This is a genomic window from Shewanella sp. Pdp11 (genome assembly GCF_002838165.1).
Classification (GTDB): Bacteria; Pseudomonadota; Gammaproteobacteria; order Enterobacterales; family Shewanellaceae; genus Shewanella; species Shewanella hafniensis.
In genome coordinates, this window is sequence record NZ_CP015194.1 from 4,654,257 (window position 1) to 4,668,918 (window position 14,662).

Below are 14,662 nucleotides of genomic sequence, written 5' to 3' on the forward strand. Positions count from 1 at the left end.
CGTTAGAATGAAGCCATCATTATGTCTGAGCATCTGCATAAGCAACACCTTGATAATCTGCAAGTTGTCACCACTGAAACCTTAGAAAATGGCCATATCACAGATGAAGTTTGCACGAATGAAACCTGTGCGACCGAAACGCTAGTTTATGATATTCGCCGCAGCCGATACCTCAATATCACTGGTCGCTGCACCCTGCGCTGTGCTTTCTGCCCGAAACATAATGGCAGTAAACAAATCCACGAATACCAGCTTGCCCTGTGCCACCAACCTAAGCCCGAGGAAATTATCCCCCTGCTTGGTGAGGTTAAAGACTTTGAAGAATACGTGTTTTGCGGTTATGGCGAGCCAACCTTAAATCTTCCCACCCTGCTGACGGTGGCAAAAGAGATCAAACTCAGGGGCGGACGAGTACGGATTAATACCGATGGCTTAGGTAATCTGGTTCATAGACGCAATATTCTGCCGGAACTTGCCGAGTGTGTAGATAGCTTATCGATTTCACTCAATGCAGATAACGAAGCCGCCTACATAGCACATTGTCGCCCTAAGCTCGCGGGCTCCTACGCCGCCGTACATGCCTTTATTGCCTTGGCGCCACACTATATTGAAACGGTGCAAGTCTCCGCCATCGAAGGATTAACGGGGGTCGATATCGATATCTGCCGTGAACAAGTGGAGTCCTACGGCTGTGAATTTAAACATAGGGTACTTGGCGCTTTAGGCTAAACGGTATTCTAAAAAGCCAAAATCGGCTGAAATACCCAAGCAGATAACACTGTCGATGACGTGAGTGGTACATGTGTGAATCGTCTTAACTTTTACTCAAGAAATCTTGCTGAGTAACTTGGCACTGTCGTAACAATTCTTTCGTGTTAACATAGCGAAATTAACAGATCACCCACTCATTATCGGTTCATGCTGAAGAATAACCCAAGCACGTATCCCCTAGCGCCGCTGCTCTCTTTGACTCAAGGGATCCATTGGTCGCATCAACGCTTATTAGCCGTTGCAAGCCAGCTCTCTATGCTGGTGATTGGCATGATCATTTTAACTAACTTAATCATTACTTTAGGTGAACGCCGCCTACAGGAAGAATGGGCGACACAGAGATACAGTGAACTGCAAACCATAGGCACTCTGATCACTGATAAAGTGTCTTTTCAGCAATTTCGCACCCAAATTTTCGCCAATGGTGAACTGCTAAAACAGTACTTAAGCAATCCGACCACCAAGCAACAACTCAAATTACAGGAAAGCTGGCAGGATCTGGTGAAGCATATTCCTGAGCTGCTCAGCATTGCGCTATACGATCCCCAAGGCAATTATAAATTCTCTACCCCTTCTAATTTCAGCAAAGATGCCTTACCGCCGACCTTACTTGGCGCGAGTCGTAACATGGGCGGCAAAGAGGTTTACACTTCGCCACTGGAGTTTGTCCCGATTGAAGGCATGCTAGAACCCTATATGTATCAAATGGCTTGGCTCGAAAAGCCCGATCAAAGTTCTATGGGTTATCTGGTGACGTACAACTCCATGGTGCAAATGCTCGAAGCCATAAAACCGGCTTTTTCGAGTAACAAATCGCCTATGTTAGTGCTCGACACCCAGGGATTACTCTATGCTGGCGCGAGCGCTCTCGCCCCGTTAAGTAATATGCCTGAAACCTTAGGGGCAAGTTTAAGACAAACTTATCCCGCCCTGTGGCGTGATATGTCCATGAGTAATTTTGGCCAGTTCCACGGTGAAGAAGCCACTTTTGTTTACCTTAAGATCGAACTGACTGCCCAGCCAGAAACCCGCAGAGAATACTTTTTACTCTCCTATGTGCGTAACGCCGACATAGCCGCACGTTTTTCCCAGTGGCAAAACATTGTCATAGTGGCATCGCTGATCTTAACCGTACTCGCCGCTTGGGTTGTGCTGCTCAGCCACATGTATCGCTTACAACAGCGTTCACGCCAATACAGTATCGATGTCGCCAATGGCTTATTTAACAGTGACATTGGCTTTATGATGGTCAACGAAAACGCCAGGGTGATCAGCGCCAACACTAAGGCGGCAGAAGCGACCTTAGTGCCACTCGATGAACTCACAGACCGTAATCTACAACGCACCTTGTGCCTCGATGATAAAACCTATGCCGAGCTGATGGAGCAAGTGCATAAAACCGGTCAATGGTCTGGTGAAATCAGCCTAGAAAGTATCAACGGCCCCACACTGCGAGTGCATATCCGCCAAGCACCAAGGGCGAGCCGAGGTTCACCACATCTATTGATCACCCTTGAAGACATCAGTGAATTAGTCAGTAGTAAAGAACAAGCATTTCTCAGTGAGCTTTTATGCGATAGCACAGTCGCAACAGCGCTAACAGATGCCAATGGTAAACTGATTAAAATCAATCCCGTATTCGATGCACTAATGCAACTCAATGGCGATTTAAATCAAGATTTAGCCTCGCTGCTCGCCAACGATTTAGGTAATCAATGGCAAAGAATTAGCGCTCAAATCGCCATGCAAGGTCAGTGGCAGGGGCAAATTCTATGCTCACCTAAACAGGCGCACTCCAATTGTTTGCAGGCGACCTTGAAGGGCCATGTGGCCGCCGATGGTGAAATTGATTATATCGTCTGTACCTTAGAGCAAGCTGCCGAACGTGGCCGAGGCACAGAGAAGCGCAGCCTTGTGCCCCATCGCAGTACGATTCTGCTGAGCTTGGTTGATTTAGAACGTTATTTTAACTCACTGCCGCCGCCAAGCCGCCTGAGTTCAAGCTTACTGCTAATGGATATCAATCCCGAAGGTATGCTGAGCCACATGAGTGACATAGACCAACTGGCGAACCGGCAGCAAGAAGTTGAGGTTCAATTACTGCTTGAAATCCCAGCTAATTATCAGATTTTGCATTGGCAATTAGGCAAACTACTGGTGATGCTACCCGATACAGATGCCACCCAAGCGCATAACTTTGCCCTCAATATGATGGAAAAGCTCAACAGCAATGGCTTAGGTGAAGGGATCAGTATCGGGATTGCTGGTTATCAAGAAGGTCAGACACTTGAGCAGTATCTGAATAATGCCGAAATCGCCCTAAAACGGGCGAAGCAGAATAACGATCAAAATATCGGTCAGGCCTTTACTCGTCATCAATCGTAGATTCGGGCATGTTAACCGAATCGGGCAATTGGCTCTGAGTAATTTCAATAATGGCCGAACGGTTCATGGTGATTTTGTAGCGAATATACTGCGGGGCCTCGCGACCATCGCGCAGCACTAAAATCAAGTTTACTTGATAGCGCCGCTCAACCGATTCATGGCTGATTTTGCCTTCAACTTCCTTATAAATCTTCGCCTTACCCCGCTCTAAGTAGCGGGCAAAGGGCACTAAGCTAAAGTTCACTTGCTCTTGAATAGTGGAGTATCCCGCTTGGAACTCATGCTGATTCACCTTAGTGGCGATTTTATAGTGCAGGATTTCCGCATCGACCTTATTTTGGCTATGCCTGTGTTTTAGGATTTCGCTGACTTTATCGGGCAGATCTTGCTGACGCATAAACTCAAGCCATACCAACTGCTTAGCGATTACCGCCTGACTGGTGGTATCGCGCAAAATCCGGCTCCAGCGTGGCCTGCCCCGCTGAATAAAACGCCACATGGCATTACGTACGTCATCTTTAAAGATTTCCCTGAAGCCGTAAATCACCGCCAAAGTCAACACTAAGGCAATGGTAAAACCGCTGAAGGCGCCCTGCGCTTGAATTATCAACGCCGACACCACCAACATGACTAACGCCGTTGCCAGTCCCGTTGTGAACTTTTTAAGGCCAATTCCTAAGGGCTTTAACTCTTCTTTGAGCACCACACCTTGCTGGATTAAACGTCGTAACAACAACATCTTGTTTGAGATGCGGTTAGGATCTTGCTTAGTTTGCGCCGAGTTGTAGTTATGCTCATCCCGATAGGCGCACTCATTGCGACACAGTGTTAGCACCCGTTCTTGGATATCATTGAAATCGCTGGTCCGTGTTGCATGGGCGAGCACCTTTAGCAACTGCTGCTCGCAAAACCAAGACAGATAGTTGTCGGCATTTTCAAAGTAGGATTTCCATTTAGGATCGCCTGGTTCGTTACGGCGAAACTTTTTCAGCAACTGACCAACTTGTTCGCGTAATTCGTCGAGGGCAAAATAGAAATGGGTCACATCTGTGATTTGATTGAGTTCTTTAACGTCGTTTTCGACTGCAACGGCAAACTGATAGGCGAACAAATTCAAGTACAATCTGAATTCTTCAATGGTGCGACGATTTAAACTGGCAAAGCGGCCCTGCACCAAAGGTAAATGCAAACCTTCTGAATAGTAAGAGCGACGGCCGACAATCGAGCTGTAGTAGTACTCTTCTTCATTAAGCGTGTGCGAGCCTATGCCCATTTCCTTTGGTAAAAAGAAATAGAGATCGAGCTGACGATTATCGCCCTTTTCCATCTGGTGGCTGAACTTAATCGACAGGGATTCTTCTTGCTTTACACGTATCTTAGACACAACACCCTTTTCATGAGCTCTCACAGAAACTCATCGCAGTAGACATAAATCAATGAGCACTAATCTTAACTGAAATAAACTCAAATTCACTGATTAAATTCGGCTATTTACGATACGGCATCCACAAATCGTATTGCTGGGTTGCAATAATACTATGGCATAATCTTTTGCATCATCCATCTCTAATACTTCGATACTGAAATGGTTCACCCCTGCATCGGAAAAATTTAAGCTGCTGATGCTATAGAGATATTTCATCTGTTCGGGCCAATTTTGTTGTTTTTGCGTTTGCGATTCAGTTTTCGTCTCCACCGCCACTCTATAGGTCATGCTATTGGCCTCAATGCTGTCGACTTTGCCACGCATTGAAATATGGCCCGCACTGGTGCCATCAAGATTAAAATAACGGTAGTGGATTTGCGCTTTGTCGGCGGCAATCAATACGTCCACAAGCTGGTAAAATTTATTGTCGCTGCTGTTACTGCCAGCACTGGCGCTGACATATGGATTGGCACTCGTGTGCCGATCAAATAATTCTGAGCTGCAACTTAACATCATGGTCCGGCTCGTTGCCAATTGTTTGTAAATCACTCCGCAAGCCGCAATCAAGGCCGACAAAATAACAATACTAATGGTCCACTTGAGCCATTTAGCCACAGATATTCACCTCATGCAGCCAAGCAGAGTCGATGAATGTTTTGGGGCGAGATAAATCGCTGATACTAATATTGCGCAGCACTGACTGGCCGAGTTTTTCACCGCGAAAGGTCATATTAAGCACCTGTTTATCATGGGATAAAGACGCATAAACATCTGCCCAATCGCTTTTACCGCAGGCAATAAGTCCCGTGCTTAAGCGCTCGCCCATTTCAAACAGTAAAGTGTTACTCGCACTGGAGTCGGCATATAAGTTCAAGCGCACTTGCTGACCCGAGGCTAACGACAGTATCGACGTCATCAAGGCTTGAGTCGGTTTACTGTGGTCTGTGTGTTTCAGATAAAACACCGAAAACGCCAACATCACCCCAAATAACACTAAGGCACTCCACAAAGGCACAGTGTGCAGCCTGAGGTAATTGATGCCTCGATATTCGCTGCCGTTTGATGGTCGCAATAAATAGCCTTGGCCTTTAACGGTTTCGATCAAGCCCTCGTGCGAAGGGCCAAGAAAAGAGCGGAGCCTGGATATGGCGCGGGATAAAGAGGCATCAGTTAACGGCGGACCTTGTCCATCCCCCGTTTTCAGCATGTGCTTTGAAACTAACTGTCCTTGATGTGCGAGCAACAACGTGAGCACTTGTAGCTCGGCTCGAGAAAGATGCCAAGATTCATCGCGAGACAACTCAATCAGTATGCCTCGTTCTCGATCAAACCTGCAGCCTCCCAATTGCATACACATTAACTCAACTCCATAAAAACACAGAGTTAAGTCTATGCAAGACCACAAATAATTAATGTGATCTTGCTAACCCAAGCCAGCAAATAGTTAATTTTCGTGAGACAAGCCGCAAGCCTGTCTCGGTAAACGATAATCAAGCTAATGCAGTGTTAGAACATCGCGGCGTTTAACCACATGTGCACTAAAATACTCGCCACATAACCTAAAGCTATCACAGGCGTCCACCGTAGATGCGCCCCAAAGGTATAAATGCCACGAGCCTGTCCCATCAAGGCAACCCCTGCCGCACTCCCAATCGAAAGCAAACTACCGCCCACACCCGCTGTCAGGGTAACCAATAACCACTGCCCCAAAGCCATATCGGGATTCATGGTCAATACCGCAAACATCACCGGAATATTATCAATCACAGACGAGAGTATACCCACGGCGATGTTGGCATAAGTGACATCCCAATGCGAATACATAGCCTCAGACACTAAACTCAAATACCCCATAAAACCTAGGCCACCGACGCATAACACCACGCCATAAAAGAACAGTAGAGTATCCCACTCGGCGCGAGAAATGCGGCTAAACACATCAAATGGCACTACACTGCCAAGTTGCTGCAGGCGTAATTGGTCTTGTCTTAACTCCGCCTTTTCACGTTCGCGGGCAACGGAACGATTAAAGGTTTTACGCAGATAAAAACCAAAGAATTGTAGGAAGCCTAATCCCGTCATCATCCCCAATACGGGCGGCATACCTAAGAAAGAATGGGCACACACTGCCGTAGCGATTGTGAGTAAAAACAATGCAACAATTCGCTTAGCACCGGGCTTAGTATAAACATGCTCTTTTTCAGGCTCAGGCACGAAATGTGGGATGAACACACTCATAATGGCAGCGGGTAAGGCAAAGTTTACTAAAGCAGGAATAAACAGATGGAAAAAATCGCTAAAGTGCACTAAGCCCTTTTGCCATACCATTAATGTCGTAATGTCACCAAAGGGGCTAAACGCGCCACCCGCGTTGGCCGCAACGACAATGTTGATGCAGGCAAGGGTAATAAACTTACGTTGCCCTGCCCCGACCTTCATCACCACGGCGCACATCAACAAAGCCGTGGTTAAATTATCGGCTACAGGTGAGATGAAAAACGCCATAAAGCCTGTTAACCAAAACACGGTTCGCAGGCTAAAACCACGGCCCACCAGCCAGCCGCGAATAGCATCAAACAGATTACGTTCTTCCATGGCATTGATATAGGTCATCGCCACCAGCAAGAAGAGCAATAACTCGGCGTATTCGAGCAAGTTTTGCTTGAATGCCGCTTCCGACACTTCGGACATGCCGTTTTGCATATAGACAAAACCTATCATGCCCCAGATGATCCCTGCCGCAACGAGCACAGGTTTCGACTTGCGTAAATGTAATGTCTCCTCAGCCATCACAAGTACATAAGCCAGCACAAACACACAGACAGCGACATAACCCACACTCGCGGCGGTCAAATTAAGCCGTTCTGCCCCCTCCGTCATAGCCCATGCTGCAGGTGAGAATCCGCTCAATATTGCAACGCAGAATAGACTCCACAACGCCATTCCACTGTCTTTAAACAACCGCTGTAATTTCATTAAAGTTCATCTCTACGTAGGAAATTAGTCGAAAATTACCATAGCTTCGGCATAGTAAATGTTGATAAAACGCAACTTTCTATGCATTACCCTTTAACCAAAGGCATTTAAAAGATTAATTTTTGTATAACTACAGATGTTACTAATAAAGAAAAGCTTAACGTATACTCAACTTAGTCTAAAAATAGCCAATAAAAAAGCACCTCGAAGGTGCTTTGTGTTTTAAATCAGTGTCACAGCATTAGAAAGCATATAACAAGGTCATATTGGTTTCGGTATCAGTGCTTTTCTTATCATCCAGCGGCTCGCTGTTGTAACGCACAATAATGGCAAACTTCATCGCCAATGCGCCAATAATATTTGCCGTTAATGAAGTTTCAGAACGGGCATCTAACTTGTCACCGTAATCGGCAACGAAACGCTGTTGGAATTTAGAAGTTTCAGTGATTTCAGTTTCAAAGTTAATCACGCCGTGGGCAACAACGCTGTCGTTGGTGTCATAACCTTCGATAAGCGCTTGCTCAGTATCCAGACGTTGATAGATATAACCTGGACCCACTTCGACATCTAAAAAGGTTTTGCTAGTGTCATACAGTCTATGACCATAACCCGCTGCGCCAGATAGGGTATAGTCATAACCAGTAAACGGGTCGACTTCATAACTGGCATTCGCAAACAGGTAGCTACTATCTGTCATCTTGTAGTTACCCTGTGCACCCGCTAAATAACGTTTCGCGGTGACAGAACCGGTATCTTCTTTGTATAAACCTTCTAGTAAGTACTGATTTTCCCAATCGCCTAGCTCATGCTTAAGATTTAAACGTCCCTTAAATGAGGAAGTTTCAGTGTTACCTGTAGTTAAGGTGGCACCTAACTCTGCTTCACCAGCGAACGTTCTGTCGCCTTTTACAAAATCGGCTCCAGCCGTTGCCATAAAAGGTGCAGTCATTAATAGTGCTGCGGTCAGTACTTTTTTCATGTTTAATCGTTCCTGTTCCGTTAAATCCAATCCCTATAAATATCTGTTCGTCCAAGCGAAGCTGAATAAGCACATATTAATATGGGTTAGTTTTTTCCCCTGAAAATCCGCGCAATATTAACATTTACGCTTAAAAAATGAAAACGACCGCTATTTCGTCCATAAAAAAACCCGCATCAGCGGGTTTTTGTCTTAGCGATAACGCTTACATGTTGATCTTAGGATCTAAGGCACCAGACTGGTACGCTTTGTACATTGCTTGTAAAGACAAAGGCTTAATCTTAGAGGCTTGACCCGCACAACCGAAGGCTTCGTAGCGAACAGTACAGATGTCTGCCATAGCTTCCATTGACGCTTTCAAGAATTTACGTGGGTCAAATTCACTTGGGTGTTCTGCTAAGAACTTACGTACCGCACCTGTTGATGCTAAACGTAAGTCAGTATCGATATTCACCTTACGCACACCGTGCTTGATACCCTCTACGATTTCCTCTAATGGCACACCGTAGGTTTCTGGGATCTGACCACCGTATTGGTTGATGATCTGTAACCATTCTTGTGGCACAGAAGATGAACCGTGCATCACTAAGTGTGTGTTAGGAATACGCGCATGGATTTCTTTGATGCGGTCAATACGCAGTACATCACCAGTAGGTTTACGGCTGAACTTATAAGCACCGTGGCTAGTACCGATTGCGATGGCAAGTGCATCGACATGGGTATCGGCAACAAAACGCGCCGCTTCATCAGGGGTAGTCAGCATTTGATCGTGGCTTAAAATACCTGCCGCGCCAACACCGTCTTCTTCGCCTGCTTGACCAGTTTCTAAACTGCCTAAACAACCGATTTCGCCTTCAACTGACACACCACACGCATGGGCAAATGCCACTGTACGGCGGGTAACATCGACGTTGTAGTCATAAGATGCTGGTGTTTTGCCGTCAGCCATCAAAGAGCCATCCATCATCACTGATGACATGCCTAATTGGATAGAACGCTGACAAATATCAGGATCGGTACCGTGGTCTTGGTGAATACACACAGGAATATCTGGATACTGCTCAAGGGCTGCAGCCATCAAATATTTTAAGAACTGTGGGCGAGCATACTTACGCGCGCCAGCAGAAGCTTGCACAATAACAGGGCTGTCTGTTGCTTCAGCGGCCTGCATGATGGCACGCATCTGCTCTAAGTTGTTAACGTTGAACGCAGGCACACCGTATCCATGTTCTGCCGCGTGGTCGAGTAGTTGTCGTAGGGAAATTAACGCCATTTTGTAACTCCAATAATAGGGTGACTGTCGCATTCTGCAACGCTTGGTCACCGAGGTCGCTATCGTTTGGATGGATTTTTATACCCGTATTTAACTCGATATATTTAATCAATATCTAAGATAAACACGGGCGGTTTTTTTATAATTCTTTATTATCAAAGCGTTGATCTTATCAGCGCTTTCGCGGCGTCTTATGCGCCGCGTATTTTAAAACTTAATAATTAAGCGCCGCGCTTTTCTAACATAGCCACAGCCGGTAATTCTTTACCTTCGAGGAACTCGAGGAAAGCGCCGCCGCCAGTAGAAATGTAAGACACTTTATCGGCAATACCATACTTATCAACCGCAGCCAAAGTGTCACCACCGCCTGCGATAGAGAAAGCTTTTGAATCGGCAATCGCCTGAGCAATACGCTTAGTACCTTCACCAAATTGGTCGAATTCGAACACGCCCACAGGGCCGTTCCATACTATAGTGCCTGCAGATTCGATGATTTTAGCCAGTGCTTCAGCGCTATCAGGGCCAATATCAAAAATCATTTCGCTATCAGCGACTTCGCTAACCGATTTTAAGGTTGCCGCAGCCGTTGGGCTAAACTCGCCTGCCACGACTACATCAGTCGGCACAGGAATATCGGCGCCGCGGCTTTTCGCATTAGCGACTAAACGCTTAGCTTCGTCGATCAAATCCGCTTCATACAGCGATTTACCGACATTGTAGCCCGCCGCCGCGATGAAAGTATTGGCAATACCGCCGCCAACCACTAACTGATCAACGATACCTGAAAGGCTCTCTAGCACGGTCAGCTTAGTCGACACTTTAGAGCCACCGACAATCGCCACCATAGGACGCGCAGGATTATCTAATGCCTTGCCTAAAGCATCTAATTCTTGCGCCAGTAATGGGCCAGCACAGGCGATGGGGGCAAACATGCCCACGCCGTGCGTCGATGCTTGGGCGCGATGTGCGGTACCAAAAGCGTCCATCACATAGACATCACACAATGCCGCCATTTTTTGTGACAACGCTTCGTTGTTCTTACCTTCGCCCACGTTGAAACGCACGTTTTCGAATACCACGACTTCACCCACAGCAACGTCGACGCCGTCTAAATAGTCGGTCGCTAAACGCACGGGACACGACAAGGCTTTAGCCAAGTAGTCGACCACAGGTTGCATAGAATATTCGGGATTGTATTCACCTTCGGTCGGACGACCTAAGTGCGACATCACCATCACAGCGGCACCTTTAGCAAGGGCCAACTCGATAGTTGGGAGAGAGGCGCGCAGACGTGCATCACTGGTGACGACGCCGTTGCTGACAGGCACATTGAGATCTTCGCGGATAAGCACACGCTTACCTTGTAGATCCAAATCTGACATATTGATAATTGCCATAGTAACGCTTCCTTTTATAATCAAAAAACAAACTGGTTTCACACATGGCCGGTATCAGTTTACTGCCGCTAGGCGCTCGACATCCCGTCGAATTGGCATACAACTGAGTGACCCACCGGTGAATAATCTACTTTTATCAGCCTCGCTTGGCCGCGATCATCGCCAAACTCGTATCTAACATACGGTTGGCAAAACCCCACTCGTTATCGCACCACAACAGCAGCTTCACCAGCTGACCGGCGCTGACACGGGTCTGGGTACCGTCAACAATACTGGAGCGCGGATCATGGTTGAAATCACATGAAACTAAGGGCTCATCAGTATAACCCAAAATGCCGTTAAATCGCCCATTGGCGGCCGATTCTAACACCTGGTTCACAGTGGCAATATCGACGGTTTTCTCAAGCGTCACAGACAAATCGATCGCGGTCACATTGATAGTAGGCACGCGCACCGAAATCGCTTCAAACTTATCTTTCATATGCGGCAAAATCCGCTCAATCCCGCGGGCAAGTTTAGTGTCGACAGGGATAATCGATTGGCCAGCGGCGCGGGTACGACGCAAATCATCATGATAAGCATCAATCACTTGCTGATCGTTCATTGCAGAATGGATAGTGGTAATGGCACCGCTTTTAACGCCAAAATGGCGATCGAGCACGTCGATCACAGGCACGATACAGTTAGTCGTACAAGAAGCGTTGGACACCACTGTGTGTTCGGCGCGAAGTAAATCGTGGTTCACACCATAGACAATCGTGCCATCGACATCGGCTGAGGATGGATGGCTTATCAGCACTTGCTTAGCGCCAGCATGAATATGGGCTTCGCAGCTTTGACGATCGAGTAATACACCTGTGGCCTCATAGACAATGTCTATGTCCATTTCATGCCAAGGGAGTTTTGTGGGATCGGGCTCGTGGAGAATTTTTATCGCATCGTCGCCAATCAGCATGTGATCATCGACGAGTTTCACTTTGTGCGCAAACCGACCGTGGGTGGTGTCGTACTGTGTCAGATGAATAATGGCTTCAGGTTTAGCTAATTCATTAATCGCGACAATCTGCATTTGCTGCCGTTTTCCCGACTCATATAAAGCACGGAGAATAGAGCGGCCGATACGGCCATAACCATTGATAGCGACTCGGATCATTGAGGTCTCAATTTCCTCTAAATACAAAAACGGCCTGCAAACGATTGCAGGCCGCATTATACAGATTAACACTTAAAAAGTTTAACCTTTTGTATTGAATCTAATCTCTTGAGCGATTAGCCCAATGATTTTGCAGCATTCAGCACATTTTCAACGGTGAAACCGAAGTGATTGAGCAGCACGTTACCTGGCGCTGACTCACCAAACGTGGTCATGCCAACAACTGTGCCTTCAAAACCGACGTACTTGTACCAGAAATCGGTATGTGCCGCTTCGATAGCCACACGTTTAGTCACAGCGCGTGGTAATACCGATTCTTTATAAGCGGCATCTTGCTTATCGAACTCAGTTGTCGATGGCATAGAAACTACGCGAACCTGTTTACCTTGCTCAGTCAGTGCAGCGGCGGCATCCATTGCCAATTGTACTTCGCTACCGGTTGCGATCAGGATCAGCTCTGGTGTACCCGCACAGTCTTGCAGTACATAAGCACCTTTTGCCACATTGGCTAATTGCTCAGCACTGCGTGCTTGGGCTTTCAGGTTTTGACGGCTGAAGATCAGTGACGTTGGGGCATTGCGACGTTCAATCGCAGCTTTCCAAGAAACCGCCGTTTCTGCCGCATCACATGGACGCCATACGGCCATATTTGGCGTCATACGCAGGTTAGCTAATTGCTCAACTGGTTGATGCGTTGGGCCATCTTCACCTTGACCGATAGAGTCATGGGTATAAACGAAGATGTTTTGAATACCCATCAGCGCCGACATACGCACTGCGTTACGCGCGTATTCCATGAACATCATGAAAGTTGCGCCATAGTTGATGAAACCACCATGCAGCGAAGCACCGTTCATAATGCCGCTCATGCCGAATTCACGCACGCCGTAGTAAATGTAGTTACCAGCTGGATCGTCTTGAATACCTTTAGAACCTGACCACAGTGTCAAGTTAGAACCTGCTAAGTCAGCAGAGCCGCCTAACAGTTCAGGTAACATAGCACCGAAAGCACCGATGGCATTTTGTGAGGCTTTACGACTCGCAATCCCTTCGGCTTTGTCCTGTGATGCTTGAATAAATGCCTGCGCTTTTTCTTCGAAATCAGCAGGCAATTCACCTTTCAGTACACGGCGCTCGTATTCAGCAGCCAGTTCTGGGTGAGCTGCGCTATAAGCCGCAAACTTCTCGTTCCACGCTGCTTCACGGGCAGCACCGGCTTCTTTGGCATCCCAACCCGCATAAACGTCAGCAGGGATTTCAAATGGCGCATGTGGCCAGCCAAGGAATTCACGGGCGGCTGCGATTTCCGCATCCCCTAATGGCGCGCCGTGGCAATCGTGGCTGCCTGATTTGTTAGGTGAACCAAAACCGATAATGGTTTTGCAGCAAATCATGGTTGGTTTATCAGTCACCGCTTTCGCCGCTTCGATAGCAGCACGGATTGCCGCGCTATCGTGACCGTCAACACCGGCAATCACATGCCAGCCGTAAGCTTCAAAACGCTTTGGCGTATCATCGGTGAACCAGCCTTCAACATGGCCATCGATAGAAATACCGTTGTCATCCCAAAATGCAACGAGTTTGCCTAGACCTAAAGTACCGGCTAATGAACAGGCTTCGTGGGAAATACCTTCCATCAAACAGCCGTCACCGAGGAAACAGTAAGTGTAGTGATCAACGATATCGTGACCGTCACGGTTAAACTGTGCCGCTAAGGTTTTTTCAGCTATCGCCATACCAACAGCGTTGCTGATGCCCGCGCCAAGTGGACCCGTTGTGGTTTCAACACCTGGGGTGTAACCGTATTCTGGGTGACCCGGAGTTTTTGAATGCAATTGACGGAACTGTTTCAGTTCTTCGATTGGTAATTCATAACCTGTCAGGTGAAGTAAAGAGTAGATCAGCATTGAACCGTGACCGTTAGAAAGGACGAAACGGTCTCTATCTACCCATTTAGGATTGGTCGGGTTGTGCTTAAGGAAATCATTCCACAGCACTTCAGCAATATCTGCCATACCCATTGGGGCGCCGGGATGGCCTGAATTTGCTTTTTGAACTGCATCCATACTTAACGCACGGATTGCGTTTGCGAGTACTTTACGGGAAGACATGCTCTCTCCTGCTTGTTTGTGGGGTCTAGCGGGCAATTTGGATGCATATTTTCCCCTACATGCCAGTGTGACGCAAACTAAAATTATCATTCACTCAGCAAAAGATGGCTGAATATATTCCCAAACAACCTGAAGATGCAGGATTCAGGTAGCTAGATATATAAGCTGCAGAAACAAGCTAGTCACTTTAC

The 14,662-nt window shown here is 47.1% G+C and carries 11 protein-coding genes; 2 read left to right on the forward strand and 9 right to left on the reverse strand.

The features are described from left to right. Positions 1–21: 21 nt before the first annotated feature. Positions 22–729, forward strand: a complete 708-nt coding sequence (locus AYJ58_RS20420) for a TatD family nuclease-associated radical SAM protein (protein ID WP_106651509.1) — start codon at positions 22–24, stop codon at positions 727–729. A 189-nt stretch (positions 730–918) separates the two neighbouring features. Beyond that, entirely contained in the window at positions 919–3,156 is a 2,238-nt protein-coding gene (locus tag AYJ58_RS20425) for a PAS domain-containing protein (protein WP_106651510.1), read from the forward strand. On the opposite strand, the gene AYJ58_RS20430 is transcribed toward AYJ58_RS20425, so the two are convergent. From AYJ58_RS20430 to tkt, 9 genes are all read right to left on the reverse strand, one after another. Beyond that, the gene (locus AYJ58_RS20430) at positions 3,137–4,540 is read right to left on the reverse strand and encodes a hypothetical protein (RefSeq protein ID WP_106651886.1); all 1,404 of its coding nucleotides are present in this window, start codon (positions 4,538–4,540) and stop codon (positions 3,137–3,139) included. The genes AYJ58_RS20425 and AYJ58_RS20430 overlap by 20 nt on opposite strands. A gap of 93 nt (positions 4,541–4,633) precedes the next feature. Continuing rightward, on the reverse strand, positions 4,634–5,197 hold the full coding sequence (locus AYJ58_RS20435; protein ID WP_106651511.1) for a hypothetical protein: 564 nt from the start codon (positions 5,195–5,197) through the stop codon (positions 4,634–4,636). Continuing rightward, positions 5,190–5,939 carry a winged helix-turn-helix domain-containing protein gene (locus AYJ58_RS20440; RefSeq protein WP_106651512.1) on the reverse strand — a complete coding sequence of 250 codons (750 nt, stop codon included), beginning with the start codon at positions 5,937–5,939 and terminating at the stop codon, positions 5,190–5,192. Before AYJ58_RS20440 ends, AYJ58_RS20435 begins: the two co-directional genes overlap by 8 nt. Before the next feature lie 149 nt (positions 5,940–6,088). Beyond that, positions 6,089–7,558 carry a sodium:proton antiporter NhaD gene (gene nhaD, locus AYJ58_RS20445; RefSeq protein WP_106651513.1) on the reverse strand — a complete coding sequence of 490 codons (1,470 nt, stop codon included), beginning with the start codon at positions 7,556–7,558 and terminating at the stop codon, positions 6,089–6,091. Between the two features lie 241 nt (positions 7,559–7,799). Further along, positions 7,800–8,537 carry a DUF481 domain-containing protein gene (locus AYJ58_RS20450; RefSeq protein ID WP_106651514.1) on the reverse strand — a complete coding sequence of 246 codons (738 nt, stop codon included), beginning with the start codon at positions 8,535–8,537 and terminating at the stop codon, positions 7,800–7,802. Between the two features lie 205 nt (positions 8,538–8,742). Then, on the reverse strand, positions 8,743–9,810 hold the full coding sequence (gene fba, locus AYJ58_RS20455; RefSeq protein ID WP_106651515.1) for a class II fructose-bisphosphate aldolase: 1,068 nt from the start codon (positions 9,808–9,810) through the stop codon (positions 8,743–8,745). A 221-nt stretch (positions 9,811–10,031) separates the two neighbouring features. Next, positions 10,032–11,207 (reverse strand): phosphoglycerate kinase, encoded by a 1,176-nt coding sequence (locus tag AYJ58_RS20460; protein WP_106651516.1) that lies wholly within the window; start codon positions 11,205–11,207, stop codon positions 10,032–10,034. Positions 11,208–11,343: 136 nt separating this feature from the next. Further along, positions 11,344–12,360 (reverse strand): erythrose-4-phosphate dehydrogenase, encoded by a 1,017-nt coding sequence (gene epd, locus AYJ58_RS20465; protein WP_006084022.1) that lies wholly within the window; start codon positions 12,358–12,360, stop codon positions 11,344–11,346. 116 nt (positions 12,361–12,476) lie between these two features. Further along, entirely contained in the window at positions 12,477–14,471 is a 1,995-nt protein-coding gene (gene tkt / locus AYJ58_RS20470; RefSeq protein WP_106651517.1) for a transketolase, read from the reverse strand. Between the last annotated feature and the right edge of the window lie 191 nt (positions 14,472–14,662).

Bases quoted from the DNA above. Each gene is read 5' to 3' on its own strand.
- AYJ58_RS20450 (WP_106651514.1), bottom strand. From the start codon at position 8,537: ATGAAAAAAGTACTGACCGCAGCACTATTAATGACTGCACCTTTTATG.
- AYJ58_RS20420 (WP_106651509.1), top strand. From the start codon at position 22: ATGTCTGAGCATCTGCATAAGCAACACCTTGATAATCTGCAAGTTGTC.
- tkt (WP_106651517.1), bottom strand. From the start codon at position 14,471: ATGTCTTCCCGTAAAGTACTCGCAAACGCAATCCGTGCGTTAAGTATG.
- AYJ58_RS20460 (WP_106651516.1), bottom strand. From the start codon at position 11,207: ATGGCAATTATCAATATGTCAGATTTGGATCTACAAGGTAAGCGTGTG.
- epd (WP_006084022.1), bottom strand. From the start codon at position 12,360: ATGATCCGAGTCGCTATCAATGGTTATGGCCGTATCGGCCGCTCTATT.
- AYJ58_RS20425 (WP_106651510.1), top strand. From the start codon at position 919: ATGCTGAAGAATAACCCAAGCACGTATCCCCTAGCGCCGCTGCTCTCT.
- nhaD (WP_106651513.1), bottom strand. From the start codon at position 7,558: ATGAAATTACAGCGGTTGTTTAAAGACAGTGGAATGGCGTTGTGGAGT.
- AYJ58_RS20440 (WP_106651512.1), bottom strand. From the start codon at position 5,939: ATGTGTATGCAATTGGGAGGCTGCAGGTTTGATCGAGAACGAGGCATA.
- fba (WP_106651515.1), bottom strand. From the start codon at position 9,810: ATGGCGTTAATTTCCCTACGACAACTACTCGACCACGCGGCAGAACAT.